The 20,698-nt window shown below is 69.7% G+C and carries 21 protein-coding genes; 9 read left to right on the forward strand and 12 right to left on the reverse strand.

The features are described from left to right. The first annotated feature begins 78 nt into the window (after positions 1-78). Genes BKE38_RS11645 through BKE38_RS11655 form a run of 3 tightly spaced genes read left to right on the forward strand, consistent with a single transcriptional unit; the run spans position 79 to position 2,483 of the window. Positions 79-627, forward strand: a complete 549-nt coding sequence (locus BKE38_RS11645; protein WP_083747493.1) for an SURF1 family protein — start codon at positions 79-81, stop codon at positions 625-627. A 16-nt stretch (positions 628-643) separates the two neighbouring features. Further along, a complete protein-coding gene (locus tag BKE38_RS11650) occupies positions 644-1,939 on the forward strand; it encodes an ATP-binding protein (protein WP_076957484.1) in 1,296 nt (431 codons plus the stop codon). Next, complete coding sequence (locus BKE38_RS11655) at positions 1,929-2,483, forward strand: response regulator transcription factor (RefSeq protein ID WP_076957485.1); 555 nt, start codon at positions 1,929-1,931, stop codon at positions 2,481-2,483. The genes BKE38_RS11650 and BKE38_RS11655 overlap by 11 nt, the downstream gene beginning before the upstream one ends. A gap of 26 nt (positions 2,484-2,509) precedes the next feature. On the opposite strand, the gene BKE38_RS11660 is transcribed toward BKE38_RS11655, so the two are convergent. The 3 genes from BKE38_RS11660 to BKE38_RS11670 all read right to left on the reverse strand — a co-directional run bounded on the left by BKE38_RS11660 (position 2,510) and on the right by BKE38_RS11670 (position 5,616). Continuing rightward, entirely contained in the window at positions 2,510-2,932 is a 423-nt protein-coding gene (locus tag BKE38_RS11660; protein ID WP_076957486.1) for a DUF779 domain-containing protein, read from the reverse strand. Between the two features lie 58 nt (positions 2,933-2,990). After that, positions 2,991-4,508, reverse strand: coding sequence for an aldehyde dehydrogenase (gene adh, locus BKE38_RS11665; protein ID WP_076957487.1), 1,518 nt, complete (start codon positions 4,506-4,508; stop codon positions 2,991-2,993). 139 nt (positions 4,509-4,647) lie between these two features. Next, the gene (locus tag BKE38_RS11670) at positions 4,648-5,616 is read right to left on the reverse strand and encodes a helix-turn-helix domain-containing protein (RefSeq protein WP_076957488.1); all 969 of its coding nucleotides are present in this window, start codon (positions 5,614-5,616) and stop codon (positions 4,648-4,650) included. Between the two features lie 492 nt (positions 5,617-6,108). On the opposite strand from BKE38_RS11670, the gene BKE38_RS11675 reads away from it, so the two are divergent. Then, entirely contained in the window at positions 6,109-6,363 is a 255-nt protein-coding gene (locus tag BKE38_RS11675; protein ID WP_076957489.1) for a hypothetical protein, read from the forward strand. Between the two features lie 54 nt (positions 6,364-6,417). Here the strand turns inward: BKE38_RS11675 and BKE38_RS11680 are convergent, their stop codons facing one another. Continuing rightward, entirely contained in the window at positions 6,418-7,395 is a 978-nt protein-coding gene (locus tag BKE38_RS11680) for a phosphoribosylaminoimidazolesuccinocarboxamide synthase (RefSeq protein WP_076957490.1), read from the reverse strand. A gap of 172 nt (positions 7,396-7,567) precedes the next feature. On the opposite strand from BKE38_RS11680, the gene BKE38_RS11685 reads away from it, so the two are divergent. Beyond that, entirely contained in the window at positions 7,568-8,293 is a 726-nt protein-coding gene (locus BKE38_RS11685) for an SDR family NAD(P)-dependent oxidoreductase (protein ID WP_076957511.1), read from the forward strand. Here BKE38_RS11685 and BKE38_RS11690 read toward each other — a convergent pair. The 3 genes from BKE38_RS11690 to BKE38_RS11700 are packed head-to-tail and all read right to left on the reverse strand — an operon-like array spanning position 8,290 to position 11,693. After that, the gene (locus tag BKE38_RS11690) at positions 8,290-9,075 is read right to left on the reverse strand and encodes an SDR family NAD(P)-dependent oxidoreductase (RefSeq protein ID WP_076957491.1); all 786 of its coding nucleotides are present in this window, start codon (positions 9,073-9,075) and stop codon (positions 8,290-8,292) included. The two genes, BKE38_RS11685 and BKE38_RS11690, sit on opposite strands and share 4 nt — an antisense overlap. Beyond that, a complete protein-coding gene (locus BKE38_RS11695) occupies positions 9,072-10,037 on the reverse strand; it encodes an alpha/beta hydrolase (protein ID WP_076957492.1) in 966 nt (321 codons plus the stop codon). The genes BKE38_RS11690 and BKE38_RS11695 overlap by 4 nt, the downstream gene beginning before the upstream one ends. Before the next feature lie 12 nt (positions 10,038-10,049). After that, a complete protein-coding gene (locus BKE38_RS11700) occupies positions 10,050-11,693 on the reverse strand; it encodes a flavin-containing monooxygenase (RefSeq protein ID WP_242662325.1) in 1,644 nt (547 codons plus the stop codon). A gap of 135 nt (positions 11,694-11,828) precedes the next feature. Here BKE38_RS11700 and BKE38_RS11705 point away from each other — a divergent pair, with 135 nt between their 5' ends. After that, positions 11,829-12,725 (forward strand): LysR family transcriptional regulator, encoded by an 897-nt coding sequence (locus BKE38_RS11705; RefSeq protein WP_076957493.1) that lies wholly within the window; start codon positions 11,829-11,831, stop codon positions 12,723-12,725. A gap of 42 nt (positions 12,726-12,767) precedes the next feature. Here BKE38_RS11705 and BKE38_RS11710 read toward each other — a convergent pair whose 3' ends face one another. Beyond that, on the reverse strand, positions 12,768-13,865 hold the full coding sequence (locus tag BKE38_RS11710; RefSeq protein WP_076957494.1) for a branched-chain amino acid aminotransferase: 1,098 nt from the start codon (positions 13,863-13,865) through the stop codon (positions 12,768-12,770). 576 nt (positions 13,866-14,441) lie between these two features. Between BKE38_RS11710 and BKE38_RS11715 the strand changes: the two genes are divergently transcribed. Next, the gene (locus tag BKE38_RS11715) at positions 14,442-15,410 is read left to right on the forward strand and encodes a replication protein RepA (RefSeq protein ID WP_242662326.1); all 969 of its coding nucleotides are present in this window, start codon (positions 14,442-14,444) and stop codon (positions 15,408-15,410) included. Positions 15,411-15,457: 47 nt separating this feature from the next. On the opposite strand, the gene BKE38_RS11720 is transcribed toward BKE38_RS11715, so the two are convergent. Together BKE38_RS11720 and BKE38_RS11725 are read right to left on the reverse strand one after the other, a co-directional pair. Beyond that, entirely contained in the window at positions 15,458-16,090 is a 633-nt protein-coding gene (locus tag BKE38_RS11720; RefSeq protein WP_076957495.1) for a hypothetical protein, read from the reverse strand. A gap of 2 nt (positions 16,091-16,092) precedes the next feature. Next, entirely contained in the window at positions 16,093-16,812 is a 720-nt protein-coding gene (locus BKE38_RS11725) for a ParA family protein (protein WP_076957496.1), read from the reverse strand. A 400-nt stretch (positions 16,813-17,212) separates the two neighbouring features. Between BKE38_RS11725 and BKE38_RS11730 the strand changes: the two genes are divergently transcribed. Together BKE38_RS11730 and BKE38_RS11735 are read left to right on the forward strand one after the other, a co-directional pair. Further along, on the forward strand, positions 17,213-18,040 hold the full coding sequence (locus tag BKE38_RS11730) for an alpha/beta fold hydrolase (RefSeq protein WP_076957514.1): 828 nt from the start codon (positions 17,213-17,215) through the stop codon (positions 18,038-18,040). 190 nt (positions 18,041-18,230) lie between these two features. After that, on the forward strand, positions 18,231-19,202 hold the full coding sequence (locus BKE38_RS11735) for a S1C family serine protease (RefSeq protein ID WP_076957497.1): 972 nt from the start codon (positions 18,231-18,233) through the stop codon (positions 19,200-19,202). A 99-nt stretch (positions 19,203-19,301) separates the two neighbouring features. Here BKE38_RS11735 and BKE38_RS11740 read toward each other — a convergent pair whose 3' ends face one another. Further along, complete coding sequence (locus BKE38_RS11740; RefSeq protein ID WP_076957498.1) at positions 19,302-19,655, reverse strand: hypothetical protein; 354 nt, start codon at positions 19,653-19,655, stop codon at positions 19,302-19,304. A gap of 140 nt (positions 19,656-19,795) precedes the next feature. Continuing rightward, entirely contained in the window at positions 19,796-20,698 is a 903-nt protein-coding gene (locus BKE38_RS11745; protein WP_076957499.1) for a LysR substrate-binding domain-containing protein, read from the reverse strand.

Below are 20,698 nucleotides of genomic sequence, written 5' to 3' on the forward strand. Positions count from 1 at the left end.
GGTGTCGACCCGCGGAAGTTGGTCGGCAGCGTCAGACGTGTATAAGAGCCAGCCCCCGGCCCGGGCGACTGGCCCGGGATCGACGCCGCCTCCGCCGAATACCGCCATGTGTCGCTGACCGGGCGCTTCATCCCCGGCCCCGACCGGCTGGTGCAGGCGGCGACCAGCCGCGGCGCCGGCTTCTGGGTGCTCGCCCCCTTCCGCACCGAGGCCGGCTTCCTGGTCCTGGTCAATCGCGGCTTCGTCGCCCCGGAGCAGCGCGACCCGGCCGCCCGCGCCCTGCCCGACGCGCCCCGGACGATCACCGGCCTGCTGCGCATCACCGAGCCCGGCGGCGGCTTCCTGCGCAGCAACGACCCCGGCGCCGGCCGCTGGTACTCGCGCGACGTCGCCGCCCTGGCCGCCGATCTGGGGATCGGCCGCGACCCGGCGGGCGTCGCCCCCTATTTCGTCGATGCCGCGGCGGATCCCGACCCGGCCGCGCTGCCGGTCGGCGGGCTGACGGTGATCCGCTTCAACAACAACCACCTGGTCTATGCGGTCACCTGGTACGCCCTGGCCCTGATGCTGGCGGGGGCGAGCACCTATCTGATCCGCGAGGAGTGGCGCGCGCGCCGCCGTCCCTGAGAAAAGTCCTGCCGCCATGACCGCCACGACCAGCCGGCTCGCCGCCAGCAGCGCCAATATGCAGCAGCTGATCCAGCTGCGCTGGATCGCGGTGATCGGCCAGGTGGTCACCATCGCCGTGGTCGAATGGGGCTTCGGCATCCGCCTGCCGCTCCGGGTCATGGCCTTCATGCTGGCCGTGCTGGTGGCGCTGAACCTGGTCAGCCTGCTGCGCCTGCGGCTGAGGAGCCCGGTCACCCAGGCCGAGCTGTTCCTGGCCATTGCCTTCGACGTGATGGTGCTGACGGTGCAGCTCTATCTGAGCGGCGGCGCCACCAACCCCTTCGTCGCCCTCTATCTGCTGCAGGTGGTGCTGGCCGCCATCCTGCTGGAGGTGCGCTGGACCTGGGCGATGGTGGCGCTGACCAGCCTCTGCTGCCTCGGCCTGACGCTGGCCTATCGCCCGCTGGTGCTGCCCGCGCATCTGGAGGACGACCTGTTCCGCCTGCACCTGCAGGGGATTCTCGTCTGCTTCGTGCTCGATGCGGTGCTGCTGGCGGTCTTCGTCTCCCGCATCACCGCCAACCTCCGGACCCATGACGCCAAGCTCGCGCATCTGCGGCAGCAGGCGGTGGAGGAGGACCATATCGTGCGCATGGGGCTGCTGGCCTCGGGCGCGGCGCATGAGCTTGGCACGCCGCTGGCCACCGTCTCGGTGATCCTCGGCGACTGGAAGCGGCTGCCCGCCTTCCAGTCCAGCCCCGAGCTGATGCAGGAGATCGGCGAGGCCCAGGCCGCGCTCGCCCGCTGCAAGAGCATCGTCACCGGCATCCTGCTCTCCGCCGGCGAGGCGCGCGGCGAGGCGCCGGAGGTGACCACGCTGGACGAGTTCCTCGAGGACTGCATCGAGGCCTGGCGCACCGCGCGCTCGACCCAGGCGCTGCGCTACGACAACAACCTGACCGAGGAGATCGCCGTCGTCGCCGATCCCGCGCTGGAGCAGGTGATCGGCAATGTGCTGGACAATGCGCTGGAAGTCTCGCCGCAGCGCGTCCACCTGTCCGTCCGCCGCGTCGGCGAGGAGCTGGTGCTGGCGGTCAGCGACGACGGCCCGGGCTTCCTGCCCGAGATGCTGGCCGAGCTCGGCAAGCCCTATCGCTCCAGCAAGGGGCGGCAGGGCGGCGGTCTCGGCCTGTTCCTGGTGTTCAACGTGCTGCGCAAGCTCGGCGGCAGCCTCGCGGCCCGCAACCGGCCGGAGGGCGGCGCGACCGTCACCCTGACCCTGCCGATCGCGTCGCTCGCCATCGATCCGGAGCCCTCCCATGGAGCCTGACCCCGCCAGCCATCCCCCAGGCAGGCTGCTGCTGATCGTCGAGGATGACGAAAGCTTCTCCCGCACCCTGCGCCGCTCCTTCGAGCGCCGCGGCTACGAGGTGCTGGTCGCCGCCAGCCTGGAGGAGACCCAGGCGCTGCTGGCGACGCGCAGCCCGGGCTATGCCGTGGTCGACCTGAAGCTGGCCGGCGCCTCGGGCCTGTCCTGCGTGCAGGCGCTGCATGCGCATGACGCCGGGATGCTGATCGTGGTGCTGACCGGCTTCGCCAGCATCGCGACCGCCGTCGAGGCGATCAAGCTGGGCGCCTGCCACTACCTCGCCAAGCCGTCCAACACCGACGACATCGAGGCCGCCTTCTCCCGCGTCGAGGGCGAGGTGGAGACGCCGCTGAGCGCGCGGCCGACCTCGATCAAGACGCTGGAATGGGAGCGCATCCACCAGGTCCTGGCAGAGACCGGCTTCAACATCTCCGAGACGGCGCGCCGGCTCGGGCTGCACCGCCGGACGCTCGCCCGCAAGCTGGAGAAGCGCCAGGTCAGCTAGGGCGGGTTGCCGCCCGGGCGCGGCGATCAGGCCCGGGCGGGAATGGCGCAGACCGACAGGTCGGGCTCCGGCCCTTCGCGCGGCGTCTCGCCCAGCGCCGCGAGCTCGGCCGCCGAGAAGGCGCGGGAGCGGGTGAGGAAGCGCTGCTCCCGCCCGTTGTCGAGCGAGAACATGCCGCCGCGCCCGGGCACCACGTCGATGATCAGCTGGGTGTGGCGCCAGAGCTCGAATTGCGCGCCGCCGATATAGGCGGGGGCGCCGCCGATCTCGCCGAGCCTGACGTCGCCGTCGCCGATCAGGAAGTCGCCCTGCGGATAGCACATCGGCGAGGAGCCGTCGCAGCAGCCGCCGGACTGATGGAACAGCACCGGCCCATGATCGGCGACGATTTCTTTCAATAGCGCCAGCGCGGCCTCGGTCGCGAGAACCCGTTGCGGTGCCTCGGTCATGGCGGTGGCTCCTTGCGCATCGGAGGGGGCCAACGAGCCCCCTCCCCTGTCAGAAAAATCAGAAGAAGCCGAGCTTCTTCGGGCTGTAGCTGACCAGCAGGTTCTTGGTCTGCTGGTAGTGGTCGAGCATCATCCGATGCGTCTCGCGGCCGATGCCCGACTGCTTGTAGCCGCCGAAGGCCGCATGCGCCGGATAGGCGTGGTAGCAGTTGGTCCAGACGCGCCCGGCCTGGATGGCGCGGCCGAAGCGATAGGCGCGGCTGCCATCGCGCGACCAGACGCCGGCGCCGAGCCCGTAGAGCGTGTCGTTGGCGATCGACAGCGCTTCCTCGTCATCCTTGAAGGTGGCGACGGAGACGACCGGGCCGAAGATCTCCTCCTGGAAGACGCGCATGCGGTTGTGGCCGCGGAACACCGTGGGCTGGACGTAATAGCCGCCGGCCAGCTCGCCCGGCATCTCGCGGCGGGCGCCGCCGGCCAGCACCTCGGCGCCTTCCTGGCGGCCGATGTCGAGGTAGCTGAGGATTTTTTCCATCTGCTCGCTGGAAGCTTGCGCACCGATCATCGTCGCCGGGTCCATCGGATGGCCCTGGGTGATGGCGGCGACCCGCGGCAGGGCCTTTTCCATGAAGCGGTCGTAGATGCTTTCATGGATCAGCGCGCGCGACGGGCAGGTGCAGACCTCGCCCTGGTTGAGGGCGAACATGACGAAGCCCTCGACCGCCTTGTCGAAGAAATCGTCGTCCTGGGCAGCGACGTCGCTGAAGAAGATGTTCGGCGACTTGCCGCCGAGCTCCAGCGTCACCGGGATCAGGTTCTGGCTGGCGTACTGCATGATCAGCCGGCCGGTCGTCGTCTCGCCGGTGAAGGCGATCTTGGCGATGCGGTTGCTGGACGCCAGCGGCTTGCCGGCCTCGAGGCCGAAGCCGTTGATCACGTTCAGCACGCCGGGCGGCAGCAGGTCGGCGATCAGCTCAGCCAGGATCATGATCGAGGCCGGGGTCTGCTCGGCCGGCTTCAGCACGACGCAATTCCCGGCGGCCAGCGCCGGCGCCAGCTTCCACACCGCCATCAGCAGAGGAAAGTTCCAGGGGATGATCTGGCCGACGACGCCCAGCGGCTCATGGAAGTGATAGGCGACGGTGTCGTGGTCGATCTCGGAGAGCGAACCCTCCTGCGCCCGGATGCAGCTGGCGAAGTACCGAAAGTGGTCGACGGCCAGCGGCAGGTCGGCAGCGGTGCTTTCGCGGATCGGCTTGCCGTTGTCCCAGCTTTCCGCCGCGGCCAGCAGCGGGATGTTGTCCTCGACCTTCTGGGCGATGCGGTTGAGGATATTGGCGCGCTCGGCCGGGCTGGTGCGGCCCCAGGCCTCCTTGGCGGCATGGGCTGCGTCCAGCGCCAGGTTGACGTCGGCCGCGTCCGACCGCGCGACCTCGCACAGCACCTGGCCGGTGATCGGCGAGGTGTTGGTGAAATAGCGGCCGCCGACCGGGTCGACGAACTTGCCGCCGATGAAGTTGCCGTAGCGTTCGGCGAAGGGCGGCTTCGAGCTGCGGTCGAATTGCTGCTGCGTCATGGCGGTCGCTCCCCTGCGTGGCGTCCCTGGACGGGCGCCTTTCTGTTGTTATCTGGCGTCGCGGCGGCGGGCCTGTCAGCGGGGCGCCCGGCGCCTTGGCGAAGGACCTGTCGCAGGGCTGCGACAGGTGTGCGGCGCATCATCCGCGGGGCGCGCGCGTCCCGAGCCCGAGCCGGGCCATCTTGCGGTGCAGCGTGGCGCGGCTGATGCCGAGCAGCCGCGCCGCCGCCGAGACATTGCCGCCCGAGCGCGCCAGCGCCCGGCTGAGCACGCCGCGCTCGGCCTGGTCGAGCTGCTCGGCCTCCTCCGGCGCCAGCAGGCTGGCGGCGGGCAGGCCGGCGGCGATGGCCTCGGCCGAGATGCCGAAGGCGCGGCGGGCGGCGCGGTTGGCGCCGATCACCAGGTCGTCGCGGTCCAGCGCCAGCAGGGCGCCGTCCTGCGCCGCCTCGCTGGCCAGCAGGATGCGGGCGCCGGCATAGGCCTGGCGGAACTCGGCGGCCTCGATGCGCCGGACCGCCTCGCCGACCGCATTGGCCAGCAGCGCCACCACGCCGCGATCGACGTCGCCGCGGCAGCTGGAGACGTCGAGGCACCCCACCAGCCGCCCGGCATGGTCATGCAGCGGCGCCGTGCTGCAGGACAGCCCAGTGTTGCGCGTGTAGAAATGTTGGTCGCGATGGATGGTCAGCGCCCGGCCCTCGGCCAAGCAGGTGCCGATGCCGTTGGTGCCCTCGGCGCCCTCGCTCCAGACGCAGCCGGTCCAGAGGCCCCATTGGCGGAAGCTGGCATCGTCGCCGGCGCGGCCGCGGCGTTCCAGCGGCACGCCCTCGGCATCGGTCAGCAGGATGCAGCAGCCGCTTTCCCCCACCGTCTCCAGCAGCCGGTCCAGCACGGGGGCGGCGGCGCGCAGCAGCGGCGCCATGCGCTCCCGCGCCTCGCGCAGCCGGGCTTCCTCCAGCCAGCGGGGCGGCCGCGAATCCTCGGGGTCCAGCCCATGGTCGCGGGCCGAGCGCAGCCAGGAGGCGGCGATGCTGGAACGGGCGGCGGCGGAATGGTCGCGCAGCATGGCCTGCACGCGCGCGGCATGATGGACAGGGGTGGCCTGCATCGCTTCCTCCGGACGGGTGGCGGGCGGCCCCTTGGGCAGGGCTCTGTCAGCCGCAGAGTGGCATGGCCGCAGGGGGGTGGCCCAGGATTTTTACCGTTTCGCGCGCGCCGGGGTAACGAGCCAAGGCCATGCCCGCTCTCGCCGGAAGAATCCCAATAATAGCGTATGGCGCAAAATAATGGATGGCTCTCCGATGCCATCCGTTGGGGTTCCGCCGCGATAATACCGAGGCCCTTCGCCGCGAAAGCGTCACGAAGGATGAATCCGATTGGAATCAGGTCGCTTCCGAAGTCGGTTCGATCGTCTTTTCAATTGAAACGCGGCGGAAAGCGCGGACCTGGCCTTTGCGATAACCTATCCTTTATTGGGCTTTCCATCGTTTCGGGGATGCAGCGCCGAACCGCCGTGCTTTCATCCGGTTTCCCCCGCGTGCAACCGCCGCGCGGTCCTGGCGCGCAACAGGCCGCCAGCCATCCAGAAAGGAGACCCGCCATGACCAAGCCCCATGACGACGGCCCGATTGACCCTCCGGTGCAGGAGGTTCCGGACATCAACATCGATATCGACCTGGGGAACATCCTGGGCGTCTTCGCCGGCAACATCAGCATCGGCGACATCAACCTGGGTGACATCAATATCGGCGACATCGCGGTCGGCGACATCAAGGACAACCAGCTCGATCTCAGCGACCTGCTGGATATCGGCGGATCGATCTCCGGCAACTTCTCCGACTGGCTGTTCGGCTGACGTCGGACACAAAAAGGGCGCGGCGGGTCTCCCCGGCCGCGCCCTGTCGCCGCCTCAGCCGCGCATCAGGTGGGACAGGTTGCCGCGGATGCGCTCCAGCACGGTGCCGGGCAGCGGGGCGGGCTCGAAGCGCTGGCCGGTGATGGCCTCATAGGCCTGGATATAGACGGCGGCGGTGTCGAGCACGAGCTGCTCGGGGATCTCCGGGATCTCGTCGTGATAGGGGTCGCAGCGCGCCGCCACCCAGGAGCGGACGAAATCCTTGTCGAAGCTCTCCGGGCGCTGGCCGGCCTCGAAGCGCGCCTGGTAGCTGGCGGCCTGCCAGTAGCGGCTGCTGTCGGGGGTGTGGATCTCGTCGGCCAGCACGATGCGGCCGCTTTCGTCCGTGCCGAACTCGTATTTGGTGTCGGCCAGGATCAGCCCGCGCTCGGCCGCCATCTCCTGCCCGCGGGCGAAGAGGGCCAAAGCGTATTCGCTCAGCTGCTGCCACTGCGCCGGCGTCAGCAGCTTGCGCTCGATGATCTCGGCCGGCGTCAGCGGCGCGTCATGCTCGCCGTCATAGGCCTTGCTGGTCGGCGTGATGATCGGCTGCGGCAGGCGCTCGTTGTCGCGCATGCCGTCCGGCAGGGTGATGCCGTACATCTCGCGCTGCCCGGCCTTGTAGAGCGTCAGGATCGAGGTGCCCGTGGTGCCGGCCAGATAGCCGCGCACCACGATCTCCACGGGGAGGATCTCCAGCCGCTTGCCGATGACCACGTTCGGGTCCGGATAGCTGATGACATGGTTCGGGCAGATGTCGCGCGTCTTGTCGAACCAGAAGCGGGCGATCTGGGTCAGCAGCTCGCCCTTGAAGGGCACGGCGCAGAGGATGCGGTCGAAGGCGCTCAGCCGGTCGGTGGCGATGATCACCCGGCTGCCGTCGGGCATGTCGTAATTGTCCCGCACCTTGCCGCTGTAGTGGTTCGGCAGCTCGGCGATGGTGGCGTCGCCGAGGATGCGCTGCGCCGAGGCGCGGAGGGTGGCGGGGTCCATGCTCTTCGATCCTTCTGCGGCAACCGCGGCGGCCAGCCGGTGCTTCTAGCCGATCGCGGCCCGGCTGTCAGGCGGGGCGCCCATGCCGCCACCCCTGGCCAGGACCGCGGCAAAGGCGCAGCCTTCCCGCCAGGGTCCTCACCTCGAAGGACCCGGCAGGGAGGGGATGCGCATGGCCGCAGGGGCTTTTTCGCTGCAGGGGCGGCGCGTGCTGGTGACCGGCGCCGCCGGCGGCATCGGCCGCGCCACGGTGCGGCTGGCGGTGGAACAGGGCGCGCAGGTGATCGCCGTGGACCTGGCCGCGGCGGGCGAGATCGCCGCCCGCTGCGGCCTGGCGGAAGCCGATTGCCAGCGCCTCGACACCAGCGACCGCGCGGCGGTCGAGGGCTTCGTCGCCGGCGCCGGGCGGATCGACGGGCTGGTCGACACCGCGGCGATCTGCCCGGCCGACGACTGGATGGCGCCCGACTGGGACGAGGCGTTGCAGCGGGTGCTGGCGGTCAATGTCGGCGGGCCGATCAACCTGGCCCGCGCGCTGCTGCCGGCCATGGCGGCGCAGGGCGGCGGGCGGATGGTCTTCTGCGGCTCGATCGCCGGCTGGATGGGCGGCATCGTCTCCGGCCCGCACTACGCCTTTTCCAAGGGCGGGCTGCATGCCTTCATCCGCTGGCTGGCGCGCCGCGCGGCGCCGCAGGGCGTGCTGGTCAATGCCGTCGCCCCCGGGCCGGTGGAAACCGCGATGACCGAAGGCCGCGGCTACCGGCCGGAGAACTATCCGCTCGGCCGCATGGCGCAGCCGGAGGAGATCGCGGCCACCGCCGTCTTCCTGCTGGGCCCCGGCGCCGGGTATGCCGCCGGCGCCGTCTTCGACATCAACGGCGCCACCCACTTCCGCTAGCGGGGCGCGCGCGGCCCTCCGTAAGTCGCCCAGTGGCCGGTCGCCAGCCAGCCGGCATCGACCGGCAGATCGATGCCGGTGATGGCGGAAGCGTCGTCGGACAGAAGAAAACCGACGGCCTTGGCGATTTCCGAGGCCTCGACCATGCGGCCCATGGCGGCGCCATCGGCCAGCTTGGCCGCGTCGCGCAGCCCCTTGTCGATGGCGGCCTGCAGCGGCGGGGTGGCGACGAAGCCGGGCGAGACCGCGTTCACCCGCAGCCCCGAGCGGCCCCATTCGCCGGCCAGGCACGCCGCCATATGCACCACGGCCGCCTTGGTCGGCGCATAGGCATGCAGCGGCACGGCGCGGCTGGCGGTGATCGAGCCGGTCAGCACCATCGCCCCCCGCCCGCGCGGCGCCATCCGCCGCCCGGCGGCCAGGCAGGTGACATAGACGCCGCGCAGATTGACCGCGACGATGCGGTCGAACTCGTCCAGCGGCAGCTCCTCCGGCCGCGCGCCCGGCTGGATCAGCCCGGCATTGGCCATCACCGCCTCGATCGGGCCGAGCTCTTGCTCGACCTTGTCGAACACAGCCTCGACGGCATCGGCATCGGTGACGTCCAGCGTCACGGCCCGGGCGCCGAGACGTGCTGCGGCGGCCTCGGCGCGCGGCGCGTCGCGGTCGGCGATGACCACCTGCCAGTTGCGCTCGGCCAGCAGCTCGGCGGTGGCCAGCCCGATGCCGCTGGCGGCGCCGGTGACCAGGGCCAGCCGGCCCCTCCCCTCATCCCTCGTCATTGGTCTTCCTGTCGTTCCCAGGCGGCGCGCAGAGTTGCGGCCGCGAGATCCAGCACCGCCGGCACCGCGCCGATCGCCTTGTCCATGGTCAGGATGGCATGCGCCTCGCCGGACAGATGCAGCGCGGTGACCTGCACGCCCTCGGCCTGCAGCCGGTCGCCGTAATCCAGCCCCTCGTCGCAAAGCGGGTCCTGGCCGCAGGTCAGCAGGAAGGCCGGGGGGGCGCCGGCCAGGCTCGGCGTCAGCAGCGGCGAGGCGCGCCAATCGCTGCGCTGCGCGGCATCCGGCAGGTAGTGGCCGATGAACCAGCGCATGGTGGCGCCGGTCAGCACCATGGCCTCGCTGGGGCGCGGATAGCGGTCGGCCGTCAGCCGCAGGTCCACGGCCGGATAGAGCAGCATCTGGAACGAGGAAGGCGGCGCGCTGCCGTCGCGGCCCATCAGCGCCAGGATGGCGGCCAGGTTGCCGCCGGCGCTGTCGCCGCCGACCGCGATGCGGGCTGCATCGATGTTCAGCGACGATGCCTGCGCCGCCAGCCAGCGCAGCGCGGCCAGGGCGTCGTCGAGCGCCGCCGGATAGGGATGCTCCGGCGCCAGGCGGTAATCCACCGCCAGCACCGCCGCCCCCAGCCGCTGCGCCAGGGCCCGGCACAGCGCGTCATGCGTGGCCAGGCTGCCGAGCACCCAGCCGCCGCCATGCAGGAACAGCAGGCAGGGCTGCGGCGCCTCCGACCGCCCGCCGCGATAGAGCCGCAGCGGGATGCGCCGGTCGGGAAGCTCGACGTCCAGGTCACGCACTTCCGGCAGGTCGACGCCCGGATGCTGCATCAGCCGGCCGCGGGCGGCATGGGCCTCGCGCGCCGCCTCGGGGGTCAGCGCCTCGAAAGGCGGCGCGCCGCCCAGGCGGATGGCGGCCAGCAGGCGCTTCAGATCGGGGCTGATCCCCGTTTGTGTCCTCGGCATCAGGGCGGGATCTCAGGGCGTCAGGCGGAAGCCGTCATAGCCGCGCGCGGCGACCTCGGCGCAGATGCCGGCATAGCGCGCCATGCCGCCGGCATAGGGCATGAAGACGCGCGGCTTGCCCGGGACATTGGCGCCCAGATACCAGGAGGAATTGGCCTGGGGCAGCAGGGTCGCCGCCGCCGCCTCGTTGACATGGGCGACCCATTTCTCCGCGGCCTCCGGCTCGGCCTCGATGGTGGCGAGGCCGTTGTCGCGCAGATGGGTGATGCAGGCAGAAATCCAGTCGACATGCTGCTCGATGGCGACGGGCATGTTGGTCAGCACCGAGGGGCTGCCCGGCCCGGTGATGGTGAAAAGGTTGGGGAAGCCCGCCACCTGCAGCCCGAGATAGGTCACCGGCCCCGCCGCCCAGGCGTCTTTCAATTTGATCCCGTCGCGGCCTTCGATGTCGATGGCCAGCAGCGCGCCGGTCATGGCGTCGAAGCCCGTGGCGAAGACGATGACGTCCAGCGGGATCTTTCTGTCCGTTGTCTGGATGCCGTCCGGGGTGATCGCCTCGATCGGCGTCGCCTTGATGTCGACGAGATCGACATTCTCGCGGTTGAAGGTCTCGAAATAGAAACTGTCGATCGGCGGGCGCTTGGTGGCGAAAGGATGGTCGCGCGGCGTCAGCTTCTCCGCCGTCGCCGGGTCCTTCACCACCTCGCGGATCTTGCCCCGGATGAAGTCCGAGGCGGTGTCGTTGGCGGCGCGGTTGACCAGCAGGTCGCGGAAGATCGAGCGGAAGCGCAGCCCCCCCTGCTCCCAGCCGGCCTCGTAGCGGGCGCGGCGCTCCTCCTCGTCGAGGTCGAGCGGCGATTGCTGGCCGAAGACGAAAGGATGGCCGTTGGGCGCGGCGCGCGCCTGTTCGCGGATGGCGGCGTAATTCGCCTTCACCTCCCGGCGGAATTCCAGCGAGACCGGGCCGTTGCGCGCCGGGATGCTGTAATTGGCGGTGCGCTGGAAGACGGTCAGATGCGCCGCCTGGGCCGCGATCACCGGCGTCGCCTGGATGCCGGTGGAGCCGGTGCCGATCAGCCCCACCCGCTTGCCGGTGAAGTCGACGCCCTCGGCCGGCCAGCGCCCGGTATGCACCCATTGGCCCGCGAAGCTGTCCAGCCCCGGGATCGCCGGCACATTGGCCGAAGACAGGCAGCCGATGGCGGTGATCAGGTAGCGCGTGGACAGGGTCTCGCCGGACTGCGTCGTGACGTGCCAGAGGTTCTGCGCCGCGTCATAGCGGGCGGCGGCGACGCGGGTGTCGAAGCGGAAGCTGCGGCGCAGGTCGAATTTCTCGGCGACATGGCCGAGATAGCGGCGGATCTCGTGATGCTCGGGATAGCGCTCGCTCCAGTCCCATTCCTGCTGCAGCTCGTCGGAAAAGGAGAAGCTGTAGTAGTAGCTTTCAGAATCGCAGCGCGCCCCGGGATAGCGGTTCCAGTACCAGGTGCCGCCGACATCGCTGCCGGCCTCCAGCCCCTGCACCGAAAGCCCGAGGCCGTCGCGCAGCTTGTGCATCTGGTAGAGCCCGGCGAAGCCGGCGCCGATGATGATGGCGTCGAAGGCGGCGCCCGGCAGCGTCGCCGGCGCAGCATCGGATTTCATGGCGGTGGACATGGCGGCGCTCCCTGGACGATGCGGCCGCTCTGGCGGGGCCACTTGGCTGGAAGGCTAGGAGCGGCGCCGCGAGCCGACAATTTCCAAAAGCGCCAAACTGGTGTGAAGATCCGTCACAATCAGGGGGGCGGCGGGATGGACCGGCTGGCGGAAATGCGCGTCTTCGTCCGCGCGGTGGAGGATGGCGGCTTCTCGGCCGCCGGAAGAGCGCTGTCGCTGACGCCGTCGGCCGTGTCGAAGCTGGTGGCGCGGCTGGAGAACCGGCTGGGCGTTGTCTTGTTCAATCGCTCGCTGCGGAGCCTGGCCCTGACGCCGGAGGGCGAGGCTTTCTATCCCGCTGCGCTGCAGGCCCTGGCCGCGGTGGAGGAAGCCGAGGCGCGCGCCCAGGGCGGACGACTGACCGGCGAGGTGCTGCGCATCCGCTCGGTGCCGACGTTTGCCATCCATCTGCTGGCGCCGCTGGTGCCGGAATTCCGCCGGCAGCATCCCGGGCTGCGGCTGGAATTCGTGCTCGGCAACGAGCCGGGCAATCTGCTGGAGGGCGGCGTGGATCTCGCCATCTCGATCGGCGAGCTGCCGGACAGTTCCCTGGTCGCGCGGCGGGTGACGACGATGCGCTGGATCATCTGCGCATCCCCCCGCTATCTCGCCGAGCATGGGACGCCGAAAACCCCGGCCGAGCTCGCCGAGCATGAATGCCTGAACTTCAACAAGCGGATGCCCTGGAGCACCTGGAGCTTCCGCGGGGCCGACCACTCCGTCAGCCGCATCCCGGCACGCGGCGGCGTGACGGCCAATCAGGGGCAGATGCTGATGGCGCTGGCGGTCGCCGGCGTCGGCATTGCGCGGCTGGCCGATTTCCAGATCCGCGAGGCTCTTTCAGAAGGGAAATTGGTGCGGCTGTTCCCGGAGCAGGAGCCGCGGATGGAGGAGGCGATCTATGCCGTCCACCAGGGCCGCCGCCACCCCAGCCCGCGCCTGCGCTTCTTCCTGGATTTCCTCGAAGAGGAATTCTCGCGAAGACCGGGGTGAGGGGAATGGCGGGAACCGCCCTCCCCTCACCCGGGGAAGAAATCAGGCCTCGGTCAGGGCCGGGACGGTGCTGGTCCAGCCGTGGCGGTCCTCGGCGGCGCCATACTGGATGCCGACGATCGCGTCATAAAGCTTCTGCGTCAGCATGCCGGTATGGCCATTGCCGATGCTGATCTTCTCGCCCTTGTAGCCGAGCTCGCCCACCGGCGAGACCACCGCCGCGGTGCCCGTGCCCCACATCTCGCGCAAGCTTCCGTCGCGGCCGGCCTGCATCACCTCGTCGATGCTGATGCGGCGCTCGGAGACCGTCAGGCCCCAGTCGCGCAGCAGCGTCAGGATCGAGTTGCGGGTGACGCCGTCCAGGATGGTGCCGGCCAGCGGCGGGGTGATCACCTCGTCGCCGATCTGCATCATGATGTTCATGGTGCCGACCTCGTCGATGTACTTGCGCTCGACGCCGTCCAGCCAGAGGACCTGGGTGTAGCCGGCGCGCTCGGCCTCCTGCTGGGCGGAGAGGGAGGCCGCGTAGTTGGCGGCGGTCTTCGCCTCGCCCAACCCGCCCTGCACCGCGCGGACATGGTTGTCGGTCGCCAGGATGCGGACCGGCTTGACGCCTTCCTTGTAGTAGGCGCCGACCGGCGAGCAGATGACGAAATAGGTGTAGCTGTGCGCCGGATGCACACCGAGCATGACGTCGGTCGCGATGACGGTCGGACGGATGTAGAGCGACGTGCCCTGGGTGGAGGGGACCCATTCATGGTCGACGCCGACGATCGCCTCGAAGGAGCGGCGCACCAGCCCGGGATCCATCTCGGGAATGCACAGCGCGCGGGCCGACTTGTTCAGCCGCTCGGCATGGCGCTGGGCGCGGAACAGGCGGATCTGGCCGTCCCGGCCGCGGAAGGCCTTCAACCCGTCGAAGATCGCCTGGCCGTAATGCAGCACGGAGGTCGCCGGATCCATCGACAGCGGCGCGTAGGGGACGACGCGCGGGTCATGCCAGCCCTTCCCCTCGACATAGTTCATGACGAACATGTGGTCGGTGAAGACCTTGCCGAAAGACAGCGAGGCATCCGCCGGGCGCGGCTGCGGCGTCCGGGTGCGGGTCACGCTGATCGGGGTCTGGCTGGTCGAGCTCATGGGGCCGGTGTCCGCAGTTTTGTTGCGCGTCGAGGCAGTCTATCGCAATGGCCGTACGATTCCGCTCCCCGTTCGTCAACATTCCACCTATGCGCCCTGGTTCTGATAGGTCAGCGCATCTGCCCGATCTTGGCGACGTTGGGTCTGGGGACTCTGGCGGGGAGTCGCGTTGTTTCGAATCGATGACGAATCCACTCTCGTCTGCGAGTCGGCGCGCAAAGGGCTGATTCCAGGCGCCGCGCGCGACTCCGCAGGCTTCGCCATCGATGAGGACTCTGGCGGGAGAGGCGGCCAGCGAGTCGGACGATTCGTGCCAAGCCGCTGAAAACCTTGTCCACAGCGCGTCCGAGGACTGTGGCGGTGGTTTCAGGGACTTTGGCGGGCCGGACGTCTCGGCTTTGCTGGGAGTCGCGGCGTCCGTCCCGAGGACTATTGCGGGACAGACTAGTATTAGAATCACTACTAATCCTCTAGTAGCCTTCCCGCCAAAGTCCTCGGCGACAAGCGTCTCAAAATGTTCCATTCTCCGGGACGCCTCGATGGTTGGTCGCCAGCGAGCCCTGAAGGAGAGATGCCGTGGCCGAAGTCCATGCGATGCTGGAAGCCCATGGCCGCCAAGGGGTCCTGAAACTCGATTTCGACCGCCGTGTCGTCGATGCCGCCGCCGATTACCTGGGCGACGAAGATGGCGGCATCGGCTTCATCTATTCCGGCTGGGCCCAGGCTGCCCTGCCCCACAAGCGCCTGGCCGACGATGCACCCTGGCAGGTGCGCACCGACCGCGTCAGCCTGCTGGTGGAGCCCGGCCGCAAGACCCGCGCCGATGGCAGCCTGGAATGGATCGGCGTGCCCTATGGCAGCCGGGCGCGGCTGATCATGCTGTACCTGCAGTCGGAAGCGATCCGCACCAATTCGCGCGAAATCGAGCTTGGCCGCAGCCTGCGGGCCTGGCTGGGGCGGATGGGCATCTCGCCGGGTGGCAAGTCGATCAAGGATGTGCGCGAGCAGGCCGAGCGCATCACCCGCTGCCGCCTGACCTTCGAAGTGCAGCAGGCCGGCCGATCGGCCCTGGTGCAGCAGCTGATCGTCGACAAGGCGCTGTTCACCGAGGATGGGGACTCTGGCGGGAGCCAGTTCCTGGAGCGGACCAAGCTGTCGGAGACCTTCTTCGACCAGCTGCGCCGCCACCCCGTCCCCATCGAGGAATCGGCAATCCGCGCGATCAACCGGCATTCCATGGCGCTGGATATCTATTGCTGGCTCGCCTACCGGCTGCATGTGCTGCCCAGCCCGCTGCAGGTCTCCTGGAAGGCGCTGCACGCCCAGTTCGGCACCGGCATCCGCCGCCTGGACCATTTCCGCGAGACCTTCACCGAGCAGCTGGCACTGGCGACCGCGGTCTACCCGGCAGCGCAGATCGAGATCAAGCCGATGGGGCTGGTGCTCTCCCCTTCCGCGCCCCCGGTCGCCGCACGCAAGACGGTGGTGGCCTTCCCCGGTGAGCTGATGGCTTCCCGCCGGAGTCCCCAGAAGCAGGCTGGCTGACCGCAGGGGAGCCCCCTCCCCCGCCAGAGTCCTCAAGGCGTCCTTCGTCAGGCTTCTTCCGCCTTGGCGTCGATGATCTGGCGCTCCAGCCCGGCCAGCTCGGCGGACCAGCGCTCCATCTCCTTGCGGGCGCGCTCGATCTTGCCCTGCAACTCCTCACGTTTCGCGGCCAGCAGCGCATCCTCACCATGGGCGGCCAGACGCTGGGTCCTCAGCTCCTGGCGGAAGCGCTCGATGGCCGAGCGCGGTGTGCCAGGCGCCACCAAGCCGCGCTGCCGCGCCTGCTCCAGCGCATCGGGCTCCAGCGTCACCAGGCGGAAGGCGGCGGCATAGCTGCGCGGCAGCTCGGCTTCGGGGACATAGCCCTGGTCCACCTTCTCCGCCACGGTGCGCAGCATATGCGCGACTGAGCGGTTGAACGGCAGCTTGGCGACGATGTCGCGCTCGAAGCTGCCGCGGAACTGCCGCTCGGCATGGGACAGCAAACGGCCGATGGACAGAAAGGTGCGCTGGGCGGTGTCCCAGAGCTTGCCGATCTCCTGGACGACGTCGTCCTCGCTGGCCAAGGCGAAGATCTCGCTGCGCGGCGTCGCGACATCCTCGTGTGCGATGGTCAGGATCGAGGCGCGCTTTGGCGCTGCCTTGCGCGCGCCCCACTTCTCCTTGGCGTCGATGGCCATGCTCAGCTCTCCAGTCCAAGTTCAAAGCGCACGAAGTTCCAGACCGCCTCATAATCCTCGGCGGCCTTGCGGCCGAGCTTGCCGGTCAGGTCGGCGACACCCTTGCCTTCGAAATAGGTCCGCATCACCGCCTGCAAGGTGCGCACATCATGCGGGCAGAGCTTGCCCATCGAGGACAGGTAGTGGCGCGCCTCGCCCAGGCTGCTGACGTCACGCTCGGTCTTGCACAGCAGGAAGAAGGCCGGGCGGTTCTGCTGGCGCACCAGCTTCATCCATTCGGCCACGGACTCCAGATCCTCGCCGCCCTGGCCGGTCGGGATCAGCACCAGCTCGGCCCGGCGCAACACATGGCGCAGCTGCTCCGAGTCATGCTCGATGCCCGGGGGGGTGTCGACGAAGATCAGGTCGAACTCGCCGAGCTCCGTGATCTCCTTCAAGGCCTCTGCCGCCTCAGCCATGGTGACCTTGTCGAAATGGCTGATCGCGGGCAGCTCTTCCGGGCGGCGGTTCCACCAGCGCGTCAGAGTGCGCTGCAGGTCCAGGTCGATGGTGGCGACACGATAACCGTCGCGGGCCGCCAGAGCAGCCAGGTTGCGGGTGGTTGTGGTCTTGGCGCTGCCGCCCTTGGCGCTGGACAGCAGCACCACCTTGGTGGGCGAGATCTCGCTGGGCTTGGCCGGGGCTGCCGCTGCGGTTTTGCTGGAACTCGGCTTCCGGGCCATGCTGCTTCCTTGCCGTGCGCGTCGGAACCCGCGCAACCTAGGGTGATGTTTGACGGCGTCAAACCCGACCTGTGGATAAGTCCGGACACCCGGCCCGATCCTTCGGGGCTGCGGCCCCTATACCAAGGTTGGGCCCCGGCGTCCCAGGCGGATGATCGCCAGGGGCAATTTGCCCCGCCATGCTGGCCAGAACGCCACATCATTGTTCAAGCCAGGAGGCTCCATGTCCCCCATGATCCCCGTGTCGCAGCCCATGCCCGGCCGGCGCGAGCTGGTGATCGGCGGCGTCTCGGCCGTGGCAGCGCTCGCGCTGCCCATGTCTGCCGGGGCGCAGCCGCATCCCCAGCCCGGCCACCACCCGGCCGTGGCAGCGCAACCGCACCATGAAGGACGTGAGTCGATGGACAGCATCACCACCCAGGACGGCACCCGGATCTTCTACAAGGATTGGGGCACCGGCCAGCCGATCGTCTTCCATCACGGCTGGCCGCTGAGCGCCGATGACTGGGACGCCCAGATGATCTTCTTCCTGAACCAGGGCTACCGGGTCATCGCCCATGACCGGCGGGGCCATGGGCGATCCACGCAGACTGCAACCGGCAACGAGATGAACACCTACGCCGCCGATGTCGCGGCGCTGGCGAAGCACCTGGACCTCAAGGGCGCGGTGCATATCGGGCACTCGACCGGCGGCGGCGAGGTGGCGCGTTACGTCGCCCAGTATGGCGGCGAGGGCCGGGTGTCCAAGGCTGTGCTGGTCGGCGCCGTGCCGCCGATCATGCTGAAGACCGCGGCCAATCCGGGCGGCCTGCCGCTCGAGGTCTTCGACGGCTTCCGCAAGGCGCTGGCGGACAACCGCGCGCAGTTCTTCCGCGACGTGCCGGCCGGGCCCTTCTACGGCTTCAACCGGCCGGGCGTCGCCACCATCCAGGGTGTGGTGGACAACTGGTGGCGGCAGGGCATGATGGGCGGCGCCAAGGCGCATTACGACTGCATCAAGGCCTTTTCCGAGACGGACTTCACCGAGGACCTGAAGAAGATCGACGTCCCCGTGCTGGTGATGCATGGAGAGGACGACCAGATCGTCCCGATCGACGATTCGGCGCATCTGGCGATCAAGCTGCTGAAGCACGGCACGCTGAAGACCTATCCAGGCCTGCCGCATGGCATGGCCACCACCCATGCGGATGTCATCAACGCGGATCTGCTGGCCTTCATCCGCGGCTGACGCCTTATCGCCCGGCGCCAGCACCAAGCGCCGGGCTTTATCCATTTAGGATAGGTAGAAAATCCTAATCCGGCGGAATTCCGCCATGGTCCTCGGCCTGCGATTTCAGCCTGTCCACCCCGGCGAAGCGGGCTAGACTTCGCGCAAGGCGCCCCAATCTCCGGGGAACCTGCAGCAACGGAGGGCCAGGATGGGCGAGGACAGGATCGTGCCGGCCGCCTTGCAGCCGCAACCCGGCGATTATGACTATGACCTCGACCGCGCGCTCAGCGCCGTCGTCACCTTGCGCGCCCGCATCCCCGAGGACGCTTTCACCGCCGAGACGCTGGGCACCGAGCGCATCGGCAATGCGGTGCAGTTCCGCGAGGACGGGCTGTTGCTGACCATCGGCTATCTGATCACCGAGGCCGAGGAGGTCTGGCTGACCGCCGGCGACGGCCGCGTGGTGCCCGGCCATGTGGTGGGCTTCGACCAGGTGACCGGCTTCGGCCTCGTGCAGGCGCTGGGGCGGCTGGGGGTGCCGGCGCTGCCGCTCGGCAACTCCCGCGAGGTGCAGGCCGGGGACGACATCGTCTTTGCCGGCGCCGGCGGTCGGCAGGGGGCGCTGGCCGGCCGGGTGGTCGCGCGCCAGGCCTTCGCCGGCTATTGGGAGTACCTTCTGGACGACGCGATCTACACGGCGCCGGCGCATCCGCTCTGGGGGGGCGGGGCGATCATCGGACCGCGCGGCGAGCTTGTCGGCATCGGCTCGATCCAGCTCGGCCATGATCCGGGCGACGGCAAGGTGCGGGTGCTGAACATGAGCGTGCCCACCGACCTCCTGAAGCCGATCCTGCCGGAGATGCTGGCCCAGGGGCAGCCCAGCCGCCCGCCGCGGCCCTGGCTCGGCGTCTCGGCGGCCTCCGAGGAGGGGCAGCTGGTGCTGATCGGCGTCAGCAAGAAGGGGCCCGCGGCGCGGGCCGGGCTGAAGCGCGGCGACATCGTGCTGGCGGTGGACAGCCAGCCGGTGACCGACGAGGCCAGCTTCTTCCGTGCGCTGTGGTCGCTGGGCGATGCCGGGGTGGGGGTGCCGCTGGTGCTGGACCGCGACGGCGACCGCTTCGAGGTCAATGTCACCTCGGGCGACCGCAATTCCTTCCTGAGGTCTCGCCGGCTGCACTGAAACCGGGGGCGGGCGAAGAACCCTGCCCGCCATCAGGCGTCCTCGGCCCGGCCTTCCAGGAGCCGGGGATTATAGAAGAAGCGCCCGCGCAGGATGCGGTCACCGCGCCGGAGCGGCAGCGCGACCTCCTTCACATGGCGGACGCTGCCTCCGGGCCGGCGCCACGCGGCATGCCATGCGATAGCGATGCATCGCCGACCAGCAGGCTGGCAGCGCGCCGATGCGCTCGGCGTGGGCGATGCTGGCGGTGCGGTCAAGCAGCGGCGGCAGCAGGTTCTCCTGCAGGGTGAACTCCGGATGGTGGAATTCCCCCAGCGCCTCGACGACGCGGCCGGCTTCCACGGCCGTGGCCAGGGCTGCGACGTGGTCAGCGCCGGGCGTGCGAGCCCGCCCCTGGGCGGCGGGGGAGGGGGCGCGGGGCGCCATCGCCGCGCCCACCATGGCCATGATCATGGCCAGGCCACCCGCCTCGGGTAAAGTGCTGGTAGGTCCGGCCGATGCGGAAGGCAGCGGCGTTCGTCGCCAGGCAGCGGTCGAGACAGGTGCTGCGGAAGCCGGCCTTATCCGCCGCCATTTGAGAATAAGTCGCAACATCAGCCGAATGTGGCTGCGGCCTCCTGCAGCAGCCAGTCGCGCAGCGCCGTGACGGGCGCTTCCCGCCCGCGCGCCGGGGCGTGCAGCAGGTGCCAGCCGGTGCCGCGCTTCAGCGGCGCCAAGCCGGGCAGCGGATTGACCAGCCGCCCGGCGTAAAGCTCCGGCCCGATCAGCGAGAGATCGGCCAGCGCCACGCCCAGCCCGTGCATCGCCGCCTGCGGCGGCAGCAGCGAGGAGGCGAAGCGCAGTGGCCGCTCGGGCCGCTGGCCGCGCTGGCCGGCATGGGACAGCCAGTCCTCCCAGTCGGTCGGCGCGGTGTCGGAGGCCAGAAGCGTTTCGCCGGCGATGGTCTTCGGGTCCAGCGCGCCGCGGGCGGCCAGCCAGGCGGGGGCGCAAACGGGGACCAGCCGGTCGGGAAAGAGCAGGTGGGCGGAAATTTCCGGCCACGGGCCGCGGCCATGCACCACGGCGGCGTCCAGCCCGCTGTCGCCGCGCAGCGCCGGCGTCTCGATGGCGGTGGACAGCCGCAGCTCGATTTCCGGATGGCGGCGGTGGAAGCGCGGCAGGCGCGGCAGCAGCCAGCCGATGGCGAAGGAAGTCTGGGCATTGACCGTCAGCACCGCCCGCGGCCGCTGCGCCAGGGCGCGGCCGATGCCGGCCTCCAGCGTGTCGAAGGCGTCCACCAGCACCGGTAGCAGCGCCTGGCCATCGGCGGTCAGGCTCAGCGACCGCGGGCCGCGGTCGAAGAGACGGCGTTCCAGCCGGGCCTCGAGCAGCTGCACATGGCGGCTGACCGCGGCGGCGGTGACGCCGAGCTCCTGCGCGGCCGCCGCGAAGCCGCCGCGGCGGGCGGCGGCCTCGAAGGCGCGCAGCGCGTTCAGCGGCGGCAGGCGACGCCGCAT

Source organism: Teichococcus deserti, from assembly GCF_001982615.1.
Lineage (GTDB): Bacteria > Pseudomonadota > Alphaproteobacteria > Acetobacterales > Acetobacteraceae > Pseudoroseomonas > Pseudoroseomonas deserti.

Coding starts and splice junctions, on each gene's coding strand:
- BKE38_RS11655 (WP_076957485.1), top strand. CDS start 1,929: ATGGAGCCTGACCCCGCCAGCCATCCCCCAGGCAGGCTGCTGCTGATC.
- BKE38_RS11710 (WP_076957494.1), bottom strand. CDS start 13,865: ATGAGCTCGACCAGCCAGACCCCGATCAGCGTGACCCGCACCCGGACG.
- BKE38_RS11690 (WP_076957491.1), bottom strand. CDS start 9,075: ATGACGAGGGATGAGGGGAGGGGCCGGCTGGCCCTGGTCACCGGCGCC.
- BKE38_RS11685 (WP_076957511.1), top strand. CDS start 7,568: ATGGCCGCAGGGGCTTTTTCGCTGCAGGGGCGGCGCGTGCTGGTGACC.
- BKE38_RS11740 (WP_076957498.1), bottom strand. CDS start 19,655: ATGATCATGGCCATGGTGGGCGCGGCGATGGCGCCCCGCGCCCCCTCC.
- BKE38_RS11660 (WP_076957486.1), bottom strand. CDS start 2,932: ATGACCGAGGCACCGCAACGGGTTCTCGCGACCGAGGCCGCGCTGGCG.
- BKE38_RS11720 (WP_076957495.1), bottom strand. CDS start 16,090: ATGGCCATCGACGCCAAGGAGAAGTGGGGCGCGCGCAAGGCAGCGCCA.
- BKE38_RS11700 (WP_242662325.1), bottom strand. CDS start 11,693: ATGTCCACCGCCATGAAATCCGATGCTGCGCCGGCGACGCTGCCGGGC.
- BKE38_RS11730 (WP_076957514.1), top strand. CDS start 17,213: ATGGACAGCATCACCACCCAGGACGGCACCCGGATCTTCTACAAGGAT.
- BKE38_RS11675 (WP_076957489.1), top strand. CDS start 6,109: ATGACCAAGCCCCATGACGACGGCCCGATTGACCCTCCGGTGCAGGAG.
- BKE38_RS11695 (WP_076957492.1), bottom strand. CDS start 10,037: ATGCCGAGGACACAAACGGGGATCAGCCCCGATCTGAAGCGCCTGCTG.
- BKE38_RS11680 (WP_076957490.1), bottom strand. CDS start 7,395: ATGGACCCCGCCACCCTCCGCGCCTCGGCGCAGCGCATCCTCGGCGAC.
- BKE38_RS11735 (WP_076957497.1), top strand. CDS start 18,231: ATGGGCGAGGACAGGATCGTGCCGGCCGCCTTGCAGCCGCAACCCGGC.
- BKE38_RS11725 (WP_076957496.1), bottom strand. CDS start 16,812: ATGGCCCGGAAGCCGAGTTCCAGCAAAACCGCAGCGGCAGCCCCGGCC.
- adh (WP_076957487.1), bottom strand. CDS start 4,508: ATGACGCAGCAGCAATTCGACCGCAGCTCGAAGCCGCCCTTCGCCGAA.
- BKE38_RS11705 (WP_076957493.1), top strand. CDS start 11,829: ATGGACCGGCTGGCGGAAATGCGCGTCTTCGTCCGCGCGGTGGAGGAT.
- BKE38_RS11650 (WP_076957484.1), top strand. CDS start 644: ATGACCGCCACGACCAGCCGGCTCGCCGCCAGCAGCGCCAATATGCAG.
- BKE38_RS11745 (WP_076957499.1), bottom strand. CDS start 20,698: ATGCGGCGTCGCCTGCCGCCGCTGAACGCGCTGCGCGCCTTCGAGGCC.
- BKE38_RS11670 (WP_076957488.1), bottom strand. CDS start 5,616: ATGCAGGCCACCCCTGTCCATCATGCCGCGCGCGTGCAGGCCATGCTG.